The sequence below is a fragment of the Shimia sp. R9_2 genome, assembly GCF_017743735.1.
GTDB lineage: Bacteria > Pseudomonadota > Alphaproteobacteria > Rhodobacterales > Rhodobacteraceae > Shimia.
In genome coordinates this window covers 134,674-154,896 of the sequence record NZ_JAGHRO010000001.1, presented here as the reverse complement: position 1 = coordinate 154,896, position 20,223 = coordinate 134,674, and the positions used below count along the sequence as shown (strand labels likewise).

The 20,223-nt window shown below is 61.0% G+C and carries 18 protein-coding genes, 1 tRNA gene and 1 riboswitch; of the genes, 13 read left to right on the top strand and 6 right to left on the bottom strand.

The genetic code is table 11. The features are described 5' to 3' along the window. The first annotated feature begins 4 nt into the window (after positions 1–4). On the top strand, positions 5–877 hold the full coding sequence (gene dapA, locus J7400_RS00655; protein ID WP_209057867.1) for a 4-hydroxy-tetrahydrodipicolinate synthase: 873 nt from the start codon (positions 5–7) through the stop codon (positions 875–877). Between the two features lie 103 nt (positions 878–980). Here the strand turns inward: dapA and ubiB are convergent, their stop codons facing one another. Then, positions 981–2,516 carry a 2-polyprenylphenol 6-hydroxylase gene (gene ubiB / locus J7400_RS00650; protein ID WP_209057865.1) on the bottom strand — a complete coding sequence of 512 codons (1,536 nt, stop codon included), beginning with the start codon at positions 2,514–2,516 and terminating at the stop codon, positions 981–983. After that, positions 2,513–3,262, bottom strand: a complete 750-nt coding sequence (gene ubiE / locus J7400_RS00645) for a bifunctional demethylmenaquinone methyltransferase/2-methoxy-6-polyprenyl-1,4-benzoquinol methylase UbiE (RefSeq protein WP_209057858.1) — start codon at positions 3,260–3,262, stop codon at positions 2,513–2,515. Before ubiE ends, ubiB begins: the two co-directional genes overlap by 4 nt. A 225-nt stretch (positions 3,263–3,487) precedes the next feature. Between ubiE and mutM the strand changes: the two genes are divergently transcribed. The 7 genes from mutM (at position 3,488) to J7400_RS00610 (ending at position 11,664) form a co-directional block, all read left to right on the top strand. Further along, entirely contained in the window at positions 3,488–4,339 is an 852-nt protein-coding gene (mutM, locus tag J7400_RS00640; protein ID WP_209057856.1) for a bifunctional DNA-formamidopyrimidine glycosylase/DNA-(apurinic or apyrimidinic site) lyase, read from the top strand. Positions 4,340–4,402: 63 nt separating this feature from the next. Beyond that, the gene (locus J7400_RS00635; RefSeq protein WP_209060194.1) at positions 4,403–5,179 is read left to right on the top strand and encodes an enoyl-CoA hydratase; all 777 of its coding nucleotides are present in this window, start codon (positions 4,403–4,405) and stop codon (positions 5,177–5,179) included. A gap of 279 nt (positions 5,180–5,458) precedes the next feature. Further along, positions 5,459–6,610 (top strand): cytochrome c peroxidase, encoded by a 1,152-nt coding sequence (locus tag J7400_RS00630; RefSeq protein WP_209057854.1) that lies wholly within the window; start codon positions 5,459–5,461, stop codon positions 6,608–6,610. Between the two features lie 109 nt (positions 6,611–6,719). Further along, positions 6,720–7,982, top strand: a complete 1,263-nt coding sequence (locus tag J7400_RS00625) for an imelysin family protein (RefSeq protein ID WP_209057852.1) — start codon at positions 6,720–6,722, stop codon at positions 7,980–7,982. A gap of 55 nt (positions 7,983–8,037) precedes the next feature. Continuing rightward, entirely contained in the window at positions 8,038–9,558 is a 1,521-nt protein-coding gene (locus J7400_RS00620; protein WP_247738555.1) for a di-heme oxidoredictase family protein, read from the top strand. Further along, on the top strand, positions 9,558–10,592 hold the full coding sequence (locus tag J7400_RS00615; protein WP_247738554.1) for an imelysin family protein: 1,035 nt from the start codon (positions 9,558–9,560) through the stop codon (positions 10,590–10,592). The genes J7400_RS00620 and J7400_RS00615 overlap by 1 nt, the downstream gene beginning before the upstream one ends. A gap of 1 nt (position 10,593) precedes the next feature. Beyond that, the gene (locus tag J7400_RS00610) at positions 10,594–11,664 is read left to right on the top strand and encodes a DUF1513 domain-containing protein (protein WP_209057837.1); all 1,071 of its coding nucleotides are present in this window, start codon (positions 10,594–10,596) and stop codon (positions 11,662–11,664) included. Positions 11,665–11,796: 132 nt separating this feature from the next. Here J7400_RS00610 and J7400_RS00605 read toward each other — a convergent pair. Continuing rightward, a tRNA-Lys gene (locus J7400_RS00605) sits at positions 11,797–11,872 on the bottom strand. Between the two features lie 98 nt (positions 11,873–11,970). Between J7400_RS00605 and dapF the strand changes: the two genes are divergently transcribed. The 3 genes from dapF (at position 11,971) to J7400_RS00590 (ending at position 14,807) form a co-directional block, all read left to right on the top strand. Continuing rightward, positions 11,971–12,825, top strand: coding sequence for a diaminopimelate epimerase (gene dapF, locus J7400_RS00600; protein ID WP_209057835.1), 855 nt, complete (start codon positions 11,971–11,973; stop codon positions 12,823–12,825). Then, on the top strand, positions 12,822–14,087 hold the full coding sequence (mtaB, locus tag J7400_RS00595; RefSeq protein ID WP_209057826.1) for a tRNA (N(6)-L-threonylcarbamoyladenosine(37)-C(2))-methylthiotransferase MtaB: 1,266 nt from the start codon (positions 12,822–12,824) through the stop codon (positions 14,085–14,087). Before dapF ends, mtaB begins: the two co-directional genes overlap by 4 nt. Before the next feature lie 72 nt (positions 14,088–14,159). Continuing rightward, positions 14,160–14,807 carry a glutathione S-transferase gene (locus J7400_RS00590; protein ID WP_209057824.1) on the top strand — a complete coding sequence of 216 codons (648 nt, stop codon included), beginning with the start codon at positions 14,160–14,162 and terminating at the stop codon, positions 14,805–14,807. Here J7400_RS00590 and J7400_RS00585 read toward each other — a convergent pair. Continuing rightward, positions 14,804–15,244: a 6,7-dimethyl-8-ribityllumazine synthase gene (locus J7400_RS00585; protein ID WP_209057822.1), complete on the bottom strand. Its 441-nt coding sequence runs from the start codon at positions 15,242–15,244 to the stop codon at positions 14,804–14,806. The two genes, J7400_RS00590 and J7400_RS00585, sit on opposite strands and share 4 nt — an antisense overlap. Before the next feature lie 78 nt (positions 15,245–15,322). After that, a riboswitch (FMN riboswitch) is annotated at positions 15,323–15,530 on the bottom strand. A 62-nt stretch (positions 15,531–15,592) separates the two neighbouring features. On the opposite strand from J7400_RS00585, the gene J7400_RS00580 reads away from it, so the two are divergent. Next, entirely contained in the window at positions 15,593–16,231 is a 639-nt protein-coding gene (locus J7400_RS00580) for an FMN-binding negative transcriptional regulator (RefSeq protein ID WP_209057820.1), read from the top strand. 12 nt (positions 16,232–16,243) lie between these two features. Then, positions 16,244–16,849, top strand: coding sequence for a glutathione S-transferase (locus J7400_RS00575; protein ID WP_209060173.1), 606 nt, complete (start codon positions 16,244–16,246; stop codon positions 16,847–16,849). 358 nt (positions 16,850–17,207) lie between these two features. Here J7400_RS00575 and fdhF read toward each other — a convergent pair whose 3' ends face one another. Together fdhF and J7400_RS00565 are read right to left on the bottom strand one after the other, a co-directional pair. Then, a complete protein-coding gene (gene fdhF / locus J7400_RS00570; RefSeq protein WP_209057818.1) occupies positions 17,208–19,994 on the bottom strand; it encodes a formate dehydrogenase subunit alpha in 2,787 nt (928 codons plus the stop codon). Next, positions 19,987–20,223, bottom strand: a complete 237-nt coding sequence (locus J7400_RS00565) for a hypothetical protein (protein WP_209057816.1) — start codon at positions 20,221–20,223, stop codon at positions 19,987–19,989. The genes fdhF and J7400_RS00565 overlap by 8 nt, the downstream gene beginning before the upstream one ends.

The window sequence follows — 20,223 nt, the reverse complement described above, 5'->3', positions numbered from 1 at the left end:
TGCCATGTTCAAAGGGTCTTACCCCGCACTCGTCACGCCGTTCACGAACGGCGAGCTGGATTTGGAAACGCTCAAGAAACTGGTGGAGTGGCACATCGGTGAAGGCACCAACGGCTTTGTGCCGGTTGGCACCACCGGTGAAAGCCCCACCCTGAGCCACGCCGAACATGAAGCCGTGGTGGAAGAAGTGGTGCGCGCTGCTGCGGGCCGTGTACCGGTGATCGCGGGCGCCGGCTCCAACAACACGCTCGAAGCCATCCATCTGGCGCAACATGCGGAAAAAGTCGGTGCGGACGCCATCCTTGTGGTGACGCCTTACTACAACAAGCCCACCCAGCGTGGCCTGATTGCGCATTTCACCGCGATCCACGATTGCTGTGCCCTGCCGATCATCATCTACAACATTCCGGGCCGTTCGGTGGTCGACATGACGCCGGAAACCATGGGCGAGCTGGCCAAGCTGCCGCGCATTGTGGGCGTGAAAGACGCCACCGGCGATCTGGCCCGCGTGAGCCAGCAACGCGCCACTTGCGGCCCTGACTTTGTCCAACTCTCCGGCGAAGATGCCACCGCACTTGGCTTTAACGCCCATGGCGGCGTGGGCTGCATTTCTGTGACAGCGAACGTGGCCCCCAAGCTCTGCGCCGAGTTCCAAGCGGCCACCCTCGCAGGCGATTACGCCAAAGCGCTGGAGTATCAGGACAAGCTGATGCCGCTGCATGAGGCAATCTTTGTGGAGCCGGGCCTTGTGGGCGCAAAATACGCGCTGTCCCGTCTGGGCCTGTGCAACGAAGAAGTCCGCCTGCCGCTGACCGGCCTGACCGACGCGACCAAGGCACAGATCGACGCTGCGATGGCGCATGCTGGCCTGCTCTAAGAGCGTTTGAAAATTCGGGCTTCGGCCCAAAAAAGAGAAGCGCCCAATGGGCGCTTCTTTTGTGTTGGCGGGGAGGGTGCTTGAGAGCGAGGCGCGTCTCAGCTCAGTGCCAGACCCCATAGCCCAGAACAACAAGCGCAGAGGTGGCCAGCGCGCCCACGGCAGCACCGGACAGCGCCCATGGCCAGACTTTGGGTGGCGTGGTGTCTTTCTGTTCGGACTGCGCAATCAGCGCCGCCTCCACCATCGCAGGCAGTCGCGGACCAAAGCGGGTCATCACCCGTGCGGTTTTGGCGAGATCTTTCAGCAAGGCGCGCGGGCCGATGCTTTTCTGGATGTAGGCGCTGACCACAGGTTTGGCGACGTCCCAGATGTTGAGATGCGGATCCAGCGAGCGCGCGACCCCTTCAACCACCACCATGGTGCGTTGCAGCAGAATCAGCTCGGTGCGGGTTTCCATGCCAAAGCGCTCGGTCACCTCAAACAGGTAATTGAGCAGACGCCCCATGGAGATGCGGTTCGCATCCATGCCAAAAATCGGCTCTCCCACCGCACGCAGCGCGCGGGCAAACTCATCCACATCGCGATCCGCAGGCACATATCCAGCCTCAAAATGCACTTCGGCCACACGTTTGTAATCCCGCTGGATAAAGCCAAACAGGATCTCCGCATAAACCCGGCGGGTGTATTCGTCGATGTTCCCCATGATGCCGAAGTCATAGGCGATGATGTCGCCATTGGCGGCGACCTTCATGTTGCCCTGATGCATGTCCGCATGGAAATAGCCGTCGCGCAGCGCATGATTGAGGAACAGCTCCAGCACCCGCGCCCCCAGCTTGGCACGGTCATGGCCGGCCGCATCTAGCGCCGCATTGTCACCAATCGGCACACCTTCGGCCCAGCCAAGCGTCATCACACGTTTGGCCGAATAGCCCCAGTTGACCGTGGGCACCTGAAACATCTCGTCGTCTTGGGTGTTCGCGGCAAACTCGCTGGCGGAGGCGGATTCAAGCCGCAGGTCCAGCTCTCCGGTGACCACCCCGTCAAAGTGCTCGATCACCTCCATCGGGCGCAGACGGCGCGAGGCGGGCGACAGCGAGGCAATCATATTGGCGGCAAAATAGAAGGCATCCACATCTTTGCGAAACGCCCGCTCAATGCCCGGACGCAGGACTTTTACCGCCACTTCCTCTCCGGTTTCTGCCAGCCGTGCGCGGTGAACCTGCGCAATGGAGGCTGCCGCCACCGGCTCTGAAAACTCTGAGAAGACCTCATCGGCATTCACCCCCAGCTCCTGCTGCACAGCGGCCTTGGCCTCTGCCACAGAGAAGGGCGGCAGCTTGTCCTGCAGCACCCGCAGCTGTTGGGCAAGATCACCGCCCACCACATCGGGGCGGGTGGAAAGCACCTGACCAAATTTGATGTAGGCCGGGCCAAGCGCCGTCAGCGCACGTGGCAGCGGCGGGGCCGCTGGATCGCCCTTGATGCCCAGCCACTGAAACGGCCAAGCGAGCCCGCGCAGCACAAGACGCACATGGCGCGGGGCTTCAAAAGCATCCAGCACCACACCCATGGCGCCGGTGCGCTCCAGCGTGGCGCCGGTGCGGATCAGGCGGATGATGTTATGGGGGCCTCTCACAGTTTCCAGCCCGAATGCAGCGCCGCGATGCCCATGGTCAGGTTGCGGTATTTGGCGTTCTCAAATCCGGCGGTCTTGACCATATCCAGGAAGGTGTCCTGATCGGGGAATTTGCGGATGCTCTCCACCAGATACTGATAGCTGTCGCGGTCGTTGGCGATCACCTGCCCCATGCGCGGGATGATGTTGAAGGAATAGAGGTCATAGGCCTTCTGCATCAGCTCATTTGGGATCTGTGAAAACTCCAGCACCATCAGGCGGCCACCGGGCTTGAGCACACGAAACGCCTCGTTCAGCGCCTCCTGCGGGCGGGTCACGTTCCGGATGCCAAAGCTGATGGTGTAAACATCAAAGCTGTTGTCCGGAAACGGCAGCGCCATGGCGTCGCCCACCACCCAGTCAAGGCTCTCGGCCATATGGTCGGCCTCGGCGCGTTTGCGCCCTTCCACCAGCATTGGCTCTGTGAGGTCACACACCGTGGCATGGCCGTGGCCCGCACGTTTGAGGAATTTGAAGGAAATGTCGCCGGTGCCGCCCGCCACATCGAGCAGCTTCTGCCCGGGGCGCGGCGCCAGCCAATCCATCATCGCGTCTTTCCAGATGCGGTGGATGCCCATCGACATCACGTCGTTCATCACATCGTATTTGGAAGCCACCGAGCCAAAAACGCCCTGCACACGGCCAGCTTTCTCGCTTTCCGGCACCGTTTCAAAGCCGAAATGGGTGGTGTTGTCGTTGTTCGCCATCACGCGCAATCCTCTTGGTTGCCTTCTTCATATAGGGCGTGCGGGAGGGGTACAATGCGTCGAATTGGTGAGAGGCGGAAAGGGCTGTGCCCGACCTCGGGAGGAAGCAAAGCGCCCTCCCGTGGGGGAGGTCGGGCGCGGCCCGCTGAGCGGGCCAAGAAGGTGACTTGCTTCTAACTGCCCAATTTGCGCATTGTCCTGAGCAGTCAAAGGATTCAGACCATCATGCCCGAACTCCCCGAAGTCGAAACCGTCCGCCGCGGTCTGCAGCCCGCCATGGAGGGCGCGGTGATTGCCAATGCGGCGGTGAACCGTCCCGATCTGCGCTGGCCGTTTCCCGAGCGTATGGCCGAGCGGCTGACCGGAGCGAAGGTCCTGCGGCTGCGCCGCCGCTCCAAATACATTCTGGCCGATCTCGACACCGAGGAATCCCTGCTCATTCACCTTGGCATGTCCGGGCGCATGACGGTGTCGGGCGACCCTCTGGGGCAATTTGTGCATGACCACCCAAAGGCTGAGAAACACGATCACGTGGTCTTTGACATGGACAATGGCGCGCGCATCACCTTCAACGATCCACGCCGGTTTGGGGCGATGGATCTGCTGCCCGCTGACAACACCGAAACCCACCCGCTTCTGGCCAAACTCGGGCCGGAGCCTCTGGGCAATGATTTTCACGAGTCCTACCTTGTGGAGCGGCTCGCAGGGCGCAACACGCCAATCAAATCCGCGCTTCTGGATCAGCGCATCGTGGCCGGTCTGGGCAATATCTATGTCTGCGAAGCGCTCTACCGCGCAGGGATAGCGCCAAAACGCAAGGCAGGGGCGATTTCCAAGGCCCGGGCACAGTCCCTTGTGCCCATCATCCGACAGGTGCTGGCAGAGGCCATTGAGGCAGGCGGCAGCTCCCTGCGGGACTTTCGTCAGGCGGACGGGGAACTGGGATATTTTCAACACAGCTTTGACGTCTACGGGCGGGAGGGCGAATCCTGCAAAACCCCAGACTGCACAAGCAAAATAAGCCGAATCACCCAATCCGGCCGCTCATCCTTCTATTGTGCGCAATGCCAAAGATAGCTTGATCGAATTGCCTCAAATGGTAAGGAATCACTCCTGACCGGAACAATGAAAGCATCACTCATGGCTTTTGAGACGATCATCGTCGAAATTGAAGACCACGTCGCCCTTATCAAGCTCAACCGTCCTGACGCGCTCAATGCGCTCAGCCAACAGCTGGTGGGCGAGCTGCTTACGGCGCTGCAAAGCGCGGACCAGAACGACAAGGTGCGCTGCATCGTGATCACGGGTTCGGAGAAAGCCTTTGCCGCGGGGGCTGACATCAAAGAGATGTCGGAGATGAGCTTCGCGGATGTGAACCTCTCCAACCTCTTTGCCGAATTTGGCGACCGCATTCAGGACATTCGCAAGCCGGTGATCGCGGCTGTGTCCGGCTATGCGCTGGGCGGCGGCTGTGAGCTGGCAATGGCCTGCGACTTTATCATCGCGGCCGAGAACGCGAAATTTGGCCAACCTGAGATCAACCTCGGTGTGATCGCCGGAATTGGCGGCAGCCAGCGTCTGACCCGCGCCGTGGGCAAGGCAAAGTCCATGGACATGAACCTGACAGGGCGTTTCATGGATGCAGCTGAGGCAGAGCGCGCAGGTCTTGTGAGCCGCGTTGTGGCGCCCAAGAAGCTGATGGAAGAGGCGATGGGCGCGGCCCAGAAGATCGCTGAGAAGTCCCTGATCGCGTCTCAAACGGCCAAAGAAGCGGTGAACCGCAGCTTTGAAACCACCCTGCGTGAGGGCCTGCTGTTTGAACGCCGCGCGTTCCACTCGTTGTTTGCCACAGAGGATCAAAAAGAGGGCATGGCCGCCTTCGTTGAAAAGCGCGAGCCACAGTTCCGCGATCGCTGAACCTACGCGCAGTCTTTTGAAAGGGCCGTCCCAAGGGGCGGCCTTTTTTCTTGCTTGTTTGCTTAAAGCATCGTCCTGAATGTCTGAAACGCTTGGTCTCCACCAGTGCGCCGGAGGCGTAGCCGACCCGCTACAGTCGTTGCAGATTTTTTGGAAGATGATCTCCCTGTGGGCTGCGGGGCAGGGGCGTCCGGTCGATCTTGCGACATTTGCGTCAATTGACTCTTTGGCTCTTACGCGAGAAAAGGTGACAAAATTGCTAGGTATTAAGGTTCACTGATGCGTTTCTCCTCAAAATTCTTCAGCCTCTCTCTGCTCAGCCTGAGCCTTGCCGGTCTGGCAACGCCTTCAAACGCCGAGGATCAGTTGCCCCAAACCAAGGCCGCGCTGGGCGAGCTGTTGTTCTTTGACGTGAACCTGTCGGCCAACCGGACACAGGCCTGCGCCACATGCCATGATCCGGAGTACGGCTTTGCCGATCCGCGCGGCATGGCCTCTATCGGGGATGATGGCACCTCGCTTGGCGACCGCAACGCCCCCAGCGCCAGCTACGCGGCCTTCTCCCCCGCCTTTCATCAAAACAGTGAGGGGCAGTGGGTCGGGGGGCAGTTCTGGGATGGCCGGGCCGCAGGTCTTGCTGATCAGGCCGGAGGGCCGCCCACCAACCCGGCGGAAATGGGCATGAAAGATGCCGCCGCCGTTGTGGCCCGCCTGAGTGAGAACGCCGTCTATGAACAGGCCTTTGCGCAACTGTTTGAGGGGGACGTGCTGGCCACGCCAGAGGCTGGCTATGCGGCGATGACAGAAGCGCTTGCCGCCTTTGAGAAAACCGAAACCTTCGCGCCCTTTGACAGCAAATATGACCGTTTCCTGCGCGGGGAGGCAGAGTTGAGCCGTGAAGAAGATCTTGGCCGGGTGCTGTTCTTTTCTCAGCAGTTCACCAACTGCAACCTGTGCCACCAACTGCGCCGCAGCCCGACCGACCCGCGCGAGACCTTTACGAACTACCAGTTTCACAACATCGGTGTGCCGCAAAACACCGAGCTGCGCGCCGCCAATGGCGTGGCGCCAGACACTGTCGACAAAGGTCTGATGGCCAATCCGGCTGTCATGGAGGATCCCACGCAGCGCGGCAAATTCAAAACGCCAAGCCTGCGCAATGTGGCGGTGACCGGCCCTTACATGCACAACGGCGTGTTTCAGGATCTCCGCACGGTTGTGCTGTTTTACAATCAGTACAACACCACCAATGAGGCGCGACATATTAACCCAGAGACCGGCGCGCGTTTCGGCATGCCGCCGGTGCCGCTGACCCTTTCGGTGAAAGAGCTGACCCACGGCCCGGCGCTGGATGATCAGCGTGTGGACGCCATTGTCGCCTTTCTCAAGACTCTCACAGACGCGCGTTATGAGCATCTGCTTGCCGAATAGCGGGGACGATTTTTTAATCGGTGTTAAATTCCAAGTGAAACAATAAGGATTGACTTGTCTGAGTAATTTTATCAGTTAAGTGCCAAAGTTCATCACTGGGATTAAAACCATGACTCGTGCATTTCTAACCACCACCGCGGCCGTTTTGGCCCTCGCCACTCCGGCAGTTGCTGCCACCAAAGCGGACGTTCTGACCAACTACGCGGACATCGCCGCCGCGAAGTATGAAGACAGCCTGACCACCGCGAAAACCCTGCAAGCGGCAGTGAACGCGCTGGTCGAAGCACCTTCCGCAGAAGCACTGCAAGCCGCCAAAGACGCTTGGCTGGCCTCCCGCGTGCCTTACCAGCAGACCGAAGTGTATCGCTTTGGCAACGCCATCGTGGATGATTGGGAAGGCAAAGTGAACGCATGGCCGCTGGACGAAGGTCTGATCGACTATGTGGACGCCTCTTATGGCGGCCCAACCGATGAGAACCCGCTTGCGGCGCTGAACGTTGTTGCCAACGCGACGCTCGACATCTCCGGCACCGCTGTGGATGCAACCGACATCACCCCTGAGCTGCTGGCCAGCACCCTGCACGAAGCAGACGGCGTGGAAAGCAACGTGGCCACCGGCTACCACGCGATTGAATTCCTGCTCTGGGGCCAGGATCTTAACGGCCACGAACATGGCGCAGGCGACCGCAGCTGGACCGATTTTGCCGCAGGTGACGATTGCACCAACGGCAACTGTGACCGCCGCGCAGCCTACCTGAAAGCCGCGACCGACCTTCTGGTCAGCGATCTGGAATGGATGGCCGCACAATGGGTTGACGGTGGCGACGCGCGCACTGCCGTGACCGGCGATGAGGACGCAGGCATCGTGACCATCCTGACCGGCATGGGCTCCCTGTCTTATGGCGAGCAAGCCGGTGAGCGTATGCGCCTTGGCCTCTTGCTGAACGATCCGGAAGAAGAGCATGACTGCTTCTCCGACAACACCCACAACAGCCACTACTATGATGGTCTGGGCATCCAGAACGTCTACCTCGGCGAATATGTGCGTGTGGACGGCTCTCTGGTCTCCGGTGCGTCGCTCTCTGATCTGGTGGCCGAAGCGGACGCCGGTCTAGACGCAGAGCTGAAAGGCAAGCTCTCCACCACCATGATGGGTCTGGGCCGCATCAAAACCGCCGCTGAGTCCGGCTTCTCCTATGACCAGATGCTGGAGCGCGGCAACGCCGCTGGCGAAGCGTTGGTGATGGGCGGCGTGAACGGCCTTGTGGATCAGACCAAATCCATTGAGGCCGCCGTGGCCGCACTGGGTCTGGACCAACTGGCCTTTGAAGGCTCCGACAGCCTCGACAATCCGGACTCTGTGTTCGAATAATACCACCCAATACGAGGGGCGGGACGGTCCCGCCCCTCTTTCTTTTGTAGCGATGATGCCAGCCAAACCTCTTCTTCTAGCCACGGCTCTCTGCACCCTTGCCAGCGCTGCCCGCGCGCAAGACCTTGATGACCGCCATCTGACCATTGTGCCGCGCACCTCTGAAGAAGCCGCGCGAATCGCCAAGGTCACAGCGCCTCCAACCGATTTCTCCAAACCGCAGCCGTTTGAGGCCCGCCCTGCGGGGGCCGCCACGGTGCCGGTGCGCCGCGATGATCTCGCCTTTGATCAGCCCTCCGCCAATCTTGGCATCGACGCCGGTCTCGATTTCCGGCTGGGCGAGGCGATGTTTGACAAGCTTTGGGTGTCTTCGCCCACTTCCACGCTGGCCTCTGACGGCCTTGGCCCGCTTTATAACGCGCGTGCCTGTCAAAGCTGCCACATGCGCGGCGGGCGCGGACACGCCCCTGATGGTCCTGAGGATGACGCGATTTCCTTCGCGCTCAAGCTGTCCATCCCTGGCACACAATCCGAGCAGATCTATGAGATCGAAGGCTTTGTCGGCACCCGCCCAGAGCCGAACTATGGCCGCCAAATTCAGGATTTCAGCCTGCCGGGCCATCCCGCAGAGGCGCATATAGACGTCGCTTACGACAGCTTTGAGGTGGCGCTCTCAGGTGGCGAAGTCGCCACCCTGCGCCGCCCGACCTTCTCCACCCGTGATCTCGGCTACGGGGCGTTCCACCCCGATGTGATGTTCAGCCCGCGTGTTGCGCCGCAGATGATCGGCCTTGGCCTGCTCGAGGCGATTCCCGCCGCAGATATTCTCGCCAATCAGGATCCGGATGACGCGGATGGTGATGGCATTTCAGGCCGCGCCAATATTGTCTGGTCGCGCGAATTTCAGCGCCCGATGCTGGGTCGATTTGGCCTCAAGGCTGGCGCGCCCACCCTGCGCCAGCAGACCGCCGGCGCTTTTGCCACCGACATTGGCATTTCCAGCCCGCTGTTCACCAAAGGCCACGGGGATTGCACCGACACACAAGTTGACTGTGTGAATGCCATTCACGGCGACAAAGATGTACGCGTCTTTGAGGTCGATGATGTGGGGCTCGATCTCACCACTTTCTACAGCGCCAATCTGGCGGTGCCTGCGCGCCGAGATGTGGACGCGCCCGAGGTGCTGCGCGGCAAAGAGGTGTTTTATGACACCGGCTGCGCGTCCTGCCACCGTCCCGCCTATGTCACCCACCGCCTTGTCGATCAGCCCGCCCAGAGTTTTCAGCTGATCTGGCCCTATACCGACATGCTGCTGCATGACATGGGTGAAGCCTTGGCCGACAACCGCCCCGAAGCCCGCGCCACGGGCCGCGAATGGCGCACGCCGCCACTCTGGGGTGTGGGGCTCACCGAGCGTGTTTCGGGCCACAGCCAGTTCCTGCACGATGGCCGCGCGCGCTCCCTGCTGGAGGCGGTGCTCTGGCATGGCGGGGAGGCCGAAGCTATGAAGCAGCGCGTGATCGCGATGCCCCCCGAAGACCGCGCCGCCCTGATCCGCTTTCTGGAGAGCCTCTGATGATGAAACCCGCCCTTATTGCCTGCGCACTCAGCCTCGCAGCCCCTGCTTTCGCTCAGGAAGAGATCCACGTCGATCAGGGCGCGCTGGTCGACGCGGCGGTGGCTCAGCATATCCTGCCGCGGTTTGATCACCTTGCCGCCACCACAGCGACCCTCAGCGAGGCAGCAGACGCCAATTGCAGCCCCACCTCCGAAACCCTGCGCGCGGCCTACCACGCGGCCTTTGACGCCTGGATGGGCGTGAGCCACCTGCGCTTTGGCCCCACCGAAACCAACGACCGCGCCTTTGCGCTGGCCTTCTGGCCCGACACCAAAGGTTTTACCCCCAAAGCGCTCTCCGCGCTGATTGCCGATGAAGATCCGGTGATCGAGTCGGAAGCAGAATTTCAAACCGTCTCCGTGGCCGGTCGCGGCTTCTTCGGGTTGGAGTTTCTGCTCTATGACACGCAGCTCAGCACCTTGGGCGACGTGAGCTATCACTGCGCCTTGGTCCGGCGGGTGGCCTCAGACATCGCGCTGCAATCAGAGATGATCCTCACCGACTGGAGCGAAGGCTATGCGGCGCGGCTCACTGACCCTTCAGAGGCTGGCCCCTACACAACCGACGCAGAGGCGCTTCAGGTGATCTACAAGGCGCTGGGTGCCGGGCTACAGTTTGATTCCGAGGTGCGTTTGGGTCGCCCACTCGGCAGCTTTGACAAACCCCGCCCCACCCGCGCAGAGGCCCGCCGCTCCGGTCGCAGCCTGCGCAATGTGGCAACCTCCACCGCCGCGCTGGGCGAGCTAGCCGCGCTGCTTTCTACCCAGTCTCCTCTGATAGCTGAGGAATACGCTCAAGCCTTTGCCCTCATCGCTACGCAGGCCGAAGAGCTGCAAGATGATCCGGTCTTTGTCGGTGTGGCCGAGGTTCAGGGCCGGTTTAGGGTCGAAATTCTGCAGCAATACATCGACCGCGCCCGCGAAATCACCACCTTGGAGCTTGGCCCAGCGCTGGGCGTGAGCGCGGGCTTCAACGCGCTCGATGGCGACTAACATGGTCAGCCGCCGCCGCATGCTGGCAGGTCTTGCCGCCAGCAGCCTTCTGCCCTCGGCCAGCTGGGCCAGCGTCGGCACCCCGGCCTTTCTGTCTGCCGCCCGCGCCCCTGACGGGCGCTTTCTGCTCGCTGGTCTGACGGACGCGGGCGAGATCAGCTTCACCATTCCTCTGCCAGCGCGCGGCCACGCCGCTGCGGCCCATCCCGCCCGCGCCGAAGCGGTGGCCTTTGCCCGCCGCCCCGGCACTTTTGCTCTGGCGCTGGATTGCCGCGATGGCACGGTTCTGGCCCGGCTTGAGGCCCCCGAGGGGCGGCACTTTTATGGCCATGGCGCGTTTTCACCGGATGGCGCGCGGCTCTTCACCACAGAGAACGACTATGAGGCCGGTCTGGGTGTGATTGGCATCTGGGATGTGGCCGCAGGCTACCAGCGCCTTGGAGAGGTCTCCTCCGGCGGTGTCGGCCCGCACGAGATGCGCCTGATGCCCGATGGGCAGAGCCTTGTGGTTGCCAATGGCGGCATTGAAACTCACCCCGACATGGGGCGCGCTAAACTGAACCTGCCGACCATGGCGCCGAATCTCAGTTATCTCGATCTGTCCGGCACGATTCTCGAAACGGTTTCCCTGCCGCCCGCGCTGCATAAGAACTCAATCCGGCACCTCGCCCATCACGCTGATGGCACCGTGGCGCTTGCGATGCAGTGGCAGGGCGCTGAGGAGGCCGCACCGCCGCTTCTGGGCCTGCACCGGCGCGGCGGTGACATCACGCTCCTGCAAGCGCCAGAGCGCCTCCACCGCGCGCTGGATGGCTATGCGGGCAGTGTGGCGATCTCCGGAGACGGGCGCGCCGTGGCGATCACCTCTCCCCGTGGCGGCGTGGTGCATGTATTTGACCTCGCCAGTGGCCAATTCCTGCAGGCGCAGCCCGAAGACGACGTCTGTGGAATCGGCGCCAGCGCAAAGGGTTTCTTTTTTGCCACCGGCACCGGCGCAGTTGGCACTCTGGGCGAGGCCGCCAGACAGCACCACCTTCAGTTTGACAATCATCTGGTGCCGATCGGCACCTGACACGCCGGTCTTTGCCGCAGACCTTAAAAAGAGGCTCGTGGCGATCGGGTGCGAAAAAAGCCGGACCTGTAAAAGCGAAAACGGGCAGCGAAATCGCTGCCCGTTTTTCGTTTACCGATCAATCGGTTAAAGTGGTGAGCCGTATAGGATTCGAACCTATGACCCACTGATTAAAAGTCAGTTGCTCTACCAACTGAGCTAACGGCCCACTCTGTGAGGGCGGCTTTTAGAGTTAGCTGCGGGGGGGGTCAAGCGGATTCGTAGAAAAAAATCACACGACTGGAAACTAATCTGTTTCGGGCGTATATGCGCGCAATGGATACACGTGCTCAAACCCCTCTGACGTTCATGAAAATGCATGGTCTCGGCAATGATTTTGTCGTGGTGGATGCACGTGCGCGCACATTCGATTTGACCGACAGCCAGATCACCGCGATTGCCCACCGGCAAAAAGGCGTGGGTTTTGATCAGCTTGCGGTGATCACCCATGGCGCAGCTGGCAGCAATGCAGATGCGCATCTGACGTTTTACAACGCCGATGCCTCCACCTCTGCGGCCTGTGGCAACGCCACCCGCTGTATTGCGCGCCATCTGATGGATGAAACCGGCGCTGAGTCGTTGACCCTCACCACAGACCGCGGCACATTGTTTGCCCGCGAAGCAGGCGAGGGGCTTGTTTCGGTCAATATGGGCCAGCCGCAGCTGACATGGGATGAGATTCCCCTCTCTGAGGCCATGGACACGCTGGAACTGCCCATCGACGGTGTGCCAACCGCCACCGGTATGGGCAATCCCCATTGCACCTTCTTTGTGGAGGATGTCGCTGCGGTGGATCTGGCCACCTTTGGCGCGGCGCATGAACATCATCCGCTGTATCCTGAGCGCACAAATGTGCAGGTCGCCCAGATTGTGGGGGAGAATCACATCCGCATGCGGGTCTGGGAGCGTGGCGTGGGAATCACCCTCGCCTCAGGCTCTTCCAGCTGCGCCACCGCTGTGGCCGCTGCGCGCCGCGGTCTCACCGGCCGCAAGGTGCAAATTGATCTGGATGGCGGCACGCTGTGGATTGACTGGGCCGAAGACGGCGTCTGGATGACCGGCACCACCGAGCATGTGTTCACCGGCCAATTCACCGAAGCTTTTCTGGAGCGCGCCAAATGACAGCCGCCCCGCCGAAGTTCACCACCCTTGGGTGCCGCCTGAATTCCTACGAATCCGAGGCGATGAAAGACATGGCGCAGTCCGCAGGGCTGGAAAACGCCGTGATTGTGAACACCTGCGCGGTGACCGCCGAAGCCGTGCGCAAAAGCCGTCAGGAGATTCGCCGCCTGCGCCGCGAAAATCCCGACGCACAGATCATTGTCACCGGCTGTGCCGCGCAGACCGAGCCGGAAACCTTCGCCGTCATGGGCGAGGTCGACAAGGTCATCGGCAACACCGAGAAAATGAACCCCGCCACATGGCAGGGCATGGCCGCCGATTTCATTGGCGAGACCGAAAAGGTGCAGGTCGACGACATCATGTCCGTCACCGAAACCGCAGGTCATCTGATTGACGGCTTTGGCACCCGCTCGCGCGCCTATGTGCAGGTGCAAAACGGCTGTGACCACCGCTGCACCTTCTGCATCATTCCCTATGGCCGGGGCAATTCGCGCTCTGTGCCTGCGGGCGTGGTGGTCGATCAGATCAAACGTCTGGTGGACAAAGGCTTTAACGAGGTGGTGCTGACCGGCGTGGATCTCACCAGTTGGGGCGCGGATCAGCCGATGCAGCCCAAATTGGGCGATCTGGTGATGCGCATTCTCAAACTGGTGCCGGATCTGCCACGCCTGCGCATCAGCTCGATTGACAGCATCGAGGTGGATGAAAACCTGATGATGGCGATTGCGAGTGAGCCGCGCCTGATGCCGCATCTGCATCTCAGCCTGCAGCATGGTGATGATCTGATTCTCAAACGCATGGCACGGCGTCATCTGCGCGATGATGCGATCCGATTCTGTGAAGAGGCCAAAAAGCTGCGCCCGGAGATGACCTTTGGCGCGGACATCATCGCGGGTTTCCCCACAGAATCAGACGCGCATTTTGCCAATTCTCTGAAGCTTGTGCAGGAATGCGACCTCACATGGCTGCATGTCTTCCCCTATTCCAAGCGCGAAGGCACCCCGGCGGCCAAAATCCCAAGTCAGGTGAATGGCACCATCATCAAGGCCCGCGCCGCAGAGCTGCGCGCCGCAGGTGAGGCGCAGGTGGCCAAACATCTCGCCGCACAGCTTGGCAAGACCCATCACATCCTGATGGAAAACGCCCATATGGGCCGCACAGAGCAGTTCACCGAGGTGCATTTTGACGCCCCCCAACAGGAAGGCGCGATTGTCACAGCGGCAATCACCGGTGTGCAGGGGACCCAGCTGCTGGCATCATAAGACTGGGGGCCAGCCACCATCGCGCAGGCGCGATTCCCCCGGGATATTGGAGGCAAGAGGAAACGTGAGACCATGACAGAGGCCCCGATTCTCTATTCTTTCCGGCGCTGCCCTTACGCCATGCGGGCGCGGCTGGCGGTGGCGGTCTCGGGTGTGTCTGTGGAGCTGCGGGAAATCCTGTTGCGCGACAAAGCGCAGGCCTTTCTTGAAACCTCGCCCAGCGGCACTGTGCCGTGCCTGAAAGACGGCGCAGAGGTGATTGATGAAAGTCTCGATGTGATGCTCTGGGCGCTGCGCCAGAATGATCCGCAGGGCTGGCTTGTCATGCCGGAGGCCGGTTTTGCGCTGATTGAGGAGGCGGATGGCCCGTTTAAGCGCGCGCTGGACCGTACGAAATATCACACGCGCTACGCGGACGCCGATCCCGAGGAGAGTCGCGCCGCAGCCATGCGGTTTCTGAACAGCTTGGAAGATCAACTGAGCGACGGCTGGCTCTTTGGAGACAAGCCGAGCTTGGCGGATATGGCGATCCTGCCCTTTGTGCGCCAGTTCGCCTTTATCGACAAAACCCGTTTTGATGCGGAGGCAGAGCCCAACCTTGCCAATTGGCTGGCGCGGTTTCTGGAGTCTGATGCTTTTGCAAGTATCATGCCCAAGCTGCCGGTCTGGCAGGCGGGGGATGCGCCCACAGTGTTCTGCGGGCACATTGAAAAACCTTAGGCGGCTTTCTGAAGCGACTCGCGGGTTTTCAGAATGCCAAGCGCTGCGCGGGCGGCCTCGCGGCCTTTTTCCACAAAATGTGCTTTGTAGATTGCCATATGGTGCTCGGTTTCCTGGAAATGATGCGGCGTGAGCGAGACAGACAGCACGGGCACGCCGCTGTCCAATCCGGCGCGCATCAAGCCATCCACCACGGCTTGGGCCACAAAATCATGGCGGTAGATCCCGCCATCCACCACCAGCGCGGCGGCGGCCACTGCGCCATATTGGCCGCTTTCGGCCAGATCGCGCGCCAGCAGGGGCATTTCAAACGCGCCGGGCACGTCAAAAACATCCACTTGGGCGTCCGGGATCAGCTCGCAAAACCCTTTGAGCGCCTGATCGACGATATCGGCATGCCATTGTGCCTTGATGAAGGCAAATCGGGTGTGTGTCATCGTAATCTCCTTTGGTTCAGACACGTCACCCAAGGCGATTACGTACGCATAAGGCGCAGCCCCACGGCCACACCCATCGCACGTTCTCTTTCATCCGGACTTTAACCGTCGGCTCTGGCCTCTCACCAGATCTGCTGACACGCCTTTTCTGGCTCCACATCTTATCCCAAAACCGGTTCCCACTTTTGGGGATGTGGATGTATCCAAACAAAGACGCCGCTCGCGGGCTTACGGGTCGTGCCCGCATACCGCCGGTGGGGAATTTCACCCCGCCCTGAGAACGATGGCACCTTGCCAACATGGGGTCAGCTTTGCAACATCGCGCACAACGAACGACGTGAGGTTTTTATGCACCCCAACCCAGCCTTTCGCGGCACGGCAACCGAGAAAAACCTCGCCTTTGCGCGCGAGCGTGGCTTTGGCACACTGGCGCTCTCAGGAGCGGAGGACGCACCGCTGCTGTCCCATGTGCCGTTTCTGATTTCCGAGGCGGGCGACTACGCTGATCTGCACCTTGTGCGCTCAAATCCCATGGTGCGCGCAGCCAAGTCTGCGGTGCCTGCACGCCTCGCCGTGACCGGCCCTGACAGCTATGTCTCACCTGACTGGTACGGCGTGGCGGATCAGGTGCCCACATGGAATTATGTGGCGGTGCATCTCACCGGCCGGCTGGAGCCACTTGCGAGCGAGGCGCTGCCCGATCTGCTCGATCGCCTGTCCGCGCAATTTGAGGCCCATCTGGCGCCAAAACCGCTTTGGACCCGGGACAAGATGGACGCAGATGCCTTCACGCGCATGCTGCGCATGATCCTGCCTTTCCGGCTGCATATCGAGGATGTGCAGGGCACCTGGAAGCTGGGCCAGAACAAACCCACAGATGTGCGCCACGCCGCCGCCGCGCAGATGGCCGCACATGGGTTTGGTAGTGAAACACGGGAGCTTGCCGCCCTGATGCAATCTCCCTTTGCAGACCCTGATATGGAGTAAGAGATGTCCAAGTTGCAACTGATCCATTCCCCGGCCTCTCCCTTTGTGCGCAAGGTGAATGTCACCCTGGCGGAGACCGGGCAAACCGATGATGTGGAGCTGGTGCGGGTCAAAACCACGCCTGTGGCCACCGCAGATGAGGCCGCTGCGGCCAACCCGCTGGGCAAGATCCCCGCATTGGTGCGCCCCGATGGGCCTGCGATCTACGACAGCCGCGTGATTTGCCGCTACTTGGTGGCGCGCGCGGGAGCGGATCTCTACCCGGAAGAGCGCCTTTGGGATGTGCTCACACTGGAGGCCACGGCAGATGGCATTCTGGATGCGGCGGTGCTGGCGGTCTATGAGCGCCGCGTGCGGCCGGAGGAGATCGTTTCCGAGGCTTGGATTGAGGCGCAATGGGGCAAGGTCACCGGCGCGCTGGACGCGATCAATGAACGCTGGATGAGCCATCTCTTTGGCCCGCTGGATATGGGGCAGATCGCTGTGGGCTGTGCGCTGGGCTATCTTGATTTCCGCCATGGGGACCGCAACTGGCGGCAGGGCCGTGACGGGCTTGCGGGCTGGTATGCGGAATTTGCCAAGCGCGAGAGCATGCTGGCCACCATGCCCTCTGACTGAGCCTTGTGACTGAACTGGCTTTGGCCCGGAGCAAAGGCGCAGCGCGCCGCCGGGCATCGCCCATCCGCCCCTATGGGCGGGCGATTTTGCAATGTTAGAGACACATTCTAGGTCAACGTCCCACAGATCTGCAACGACTGGAACGGGTCACATAGACCGGCCCCCGACCCTGGGTGGGGGTGAAGCCCCCTCCCGTGGGGAGGGTCGGGGGCTGGTCGGCTTCGCCGCCTGCGTTTTGGCGGAGACCAAGCTTTTCAGATTTTAAGGACGACGCTTTAAGGGTTCAGAGCGCGGATACATAAAGCGCGCTGAACAGAAGGGAGCATCGCCCACCCGCGAACGGGCGATGCCCTAACTCTTACTCTGCCGCGATGGTCGGCGTTTCAGCTTTCTCGACTTTCACGGCGGAGAATTTGAACTCCGGGATTTTCCCGTAAGGGTCCAGCGCCGCGTTGGTCAGGATGTTGGCCGCCGCTTCCACATAAGCAAAGGGCAGGAACACGTTGTCCGGCGCCACGGCACGGTCGGCCCGCGCCATCACGGTGACAGAACCGCGACGGGTGGACAGCGTGAGGTACTCACCCGGCTCCACGCCCAGCTTGCGCAGGGTGGAGGGGTGCAGCGAACAGTTCGCCTCTGGCTCCAGCGCATCCAGCGTGGTGGCGCGGCGGGTCATCGACCCGGTGTGCCAGTGCTCCAGCTGACGCCCTGTGATCAGCACCATCGGATACTCATCGCTCTGGGTGTCATCCGGTGCAATCACCGACGCCGGTGTGAAGCGCGCACGCTTGCTTTCCCGCGGGAAGCCATCGCCAAACACAATCGCCTGACCGGGATCTTCCGGGCTCAGCGACGGATAGGTCACCGCTTGGCCTTCCAGACGCTCCCAGGTGATGTTGTCGAGGCTGCCCATGTTGAGCTTCATCTCGGCAAACACCTCTTTGGGGTGCGTGTAAGACCAGTCCAGACCCAGACGTTTGGCCAGCTCGACCTCAATCCACCAGTCTTCCTTGGCTTCGCCCGGAGGCGGGGTGACAGGGCGGCCCATCTGGACCTGACGGTTGGTGTTGGTCACCGTGCCGGATTTCTCATACCAGGCAGAGCTTGGCAGGATCACATCGGCATAGTTGGCGGTCTCGGTCAGGAAGATGTCCTGCACCACCAGATGGTCAAGCTTGGCCAGAGCGGCACGGGCGTGATCCACATCCGGGTCAGACATCGCCGGGTTTTCCCCGAGGATATACATGCCCTTGATGTCGCCTTCATGGATTGCATCCATGATTTCCACCACGGTCAGACCCTTCTGGTTGGAGAAGTCTTCACTTTCCCAGACCTTGGTGAAGGCGGAACGCACACCGTCGTCCATGACCGACTGATAGTCGGGCAGGAACATCGGGATCAGGCCCGCATCAGAGGCGCCCTGCACGTTGTTTTGACCACGCAGCGGGTGCAGGCCGGCGCCCGGCTTGCCCACATTGCCGGTCATCAGCGCAAGGCTGATCAGGCAGCGGGCATTGTCGGTGCCGTGGATGTGCTGGCTGACGCCCATACCCCAGAAGATCATGCCGGCCTTGCCGTTGGCAAAGGTGCGTGCCGCATCGCGCAGCAGCTCAGGATCGATGCCGCAGATCGGCTCCATCGCTTCCGGGCTGAAGTCCTTCAGATGGGCTTTCATCTCTTCCCAGTTCTCGGTGAACTGCGAGATATAGGCTTCATCATAAAGCTCTTCTTCCACGATCACATGCATGATCGCGTTCAGCATGGAGACATCCGCGCCCGGCTTGAACTGCAGCTTGTGGGAGGCATAGCGCCCCAGCCCCACGCCGCGCGGGTCACAGACGATCAGCTTGCCACCGCGTTTGGTGAACTGCTTGAAGTAGGTCGCCGCAACCGGGTGGTTTTCGATCGGGTTACAGCCGATGGTGATCGCCACATCCGCGTTTTCGATCTCGTTGAAAGTGGCCGTCACCGCGCCGGAGCCGACGTTCTCCAGAAGCGCCGCCACAGAGGAGGCGTGACACAGGCGGGTGCAGTGGTCCACGTTGTTGTGGCCAAAGCCCTGACGGATCAGTTTCTGGAACAGGTAGGCTTCTTCGTTGGAGCATTTGGCAGAGCCGAATCCGGCAACATTCGTGCCTTTTTCTGCGCGCAGCTTTGACAGCCCACCGGCCGCCGCATCCAGCGCCTCTTCCCAGCTTGCTTCGCGGAAATGGGTCATCAGATTGCCCGGATCCACGTTCAGACCTTTGGCTGGTGCGTCTTCGCGACGGATCAGCGGCTTGGTCAGGCGGTGGGGGTGCTCGATATAGTCAAACCCGAAGCGCCCTTTGACGCAGAGCCGGTTTTCATTGGCCGGACCATCAATGCCTTCGACATATTTGATCTTGTCGTCTTTGACCTTGAACTTGATCTGGCAGCCAACACCGCAATAGGGGCAGACGCTTTCGACTTCGCGGTCGTAATCCGCGCTGTCACCCGCGCCGGTCTCATCCAGCATGGTGGCTGGCATCAGGGCGCCGGTCGGGCAGGCCTGAACGCATTCGCCACAGGCCACACAGCTTGAGCCGCCCATCGGGTCGTTCTGGTCAAACACGATCTGAGAAGACGCGCCGCGCCCGCTCATGCCAATCACGTCATTCACCTGAACCTCGCGGCAGGCCCGCACACAGAGGTTGCAGTGGATGCAGGCATCCAGATTGACGCTCATCGCCACGTGGGAGGCATCCAGCAGCGGCACCGCCTCAGGCGCTTTGGCCGGGAATCGAGACTGTTCCACCCCGACTTGTGCTGCCATTGCACCAAAGTGGCTGCTGGCGTCGTGCTTCACCTCCGGCTGATCCGCAGCCAGAAGCTCGATCACCATCTCGCGGGCCTTCTTGGCGCGGGTGCTTTCGGTGTGGACCACCATGCCGTCGCTGGCGGGGCGGATACAGGAGGCCACAAGCGTGCGCTCACCTTCCACTTCCACCACACAGGCGCGGCAGTTGCCGTCCGGACGATAGCCTTTGGCCGGTTTGTGGCACAGATGCGGGATCACAAAGCCATCGCCATTGGCGGCTTCCCAGATCGTTGTGCCTTCCGGCACGGTCACATCTTTGCCGTTCAGAGAGAAGGTAACGGTGTTGGTTTGGCTGGCGTCAAGCATCTCCGAACTCCTCACGAAGAATGTCCATAAGTTGGCGGGCTATCGTTTTGTCGATTTGCAGTGTTTGACTTAGTTTTCCGGGAATCTGCCTTTCGTCACTGCCATAAGTGTTGAGCTGGAGGAGTTTTTTTCCATCCTTCTCGGTAGTCATATATTCGCAAACTACCTGGGTGGGATGGAGACTTCTGATCGTTTTCGCGGATGGCGAAAATTTCAAAACAACAGCCAT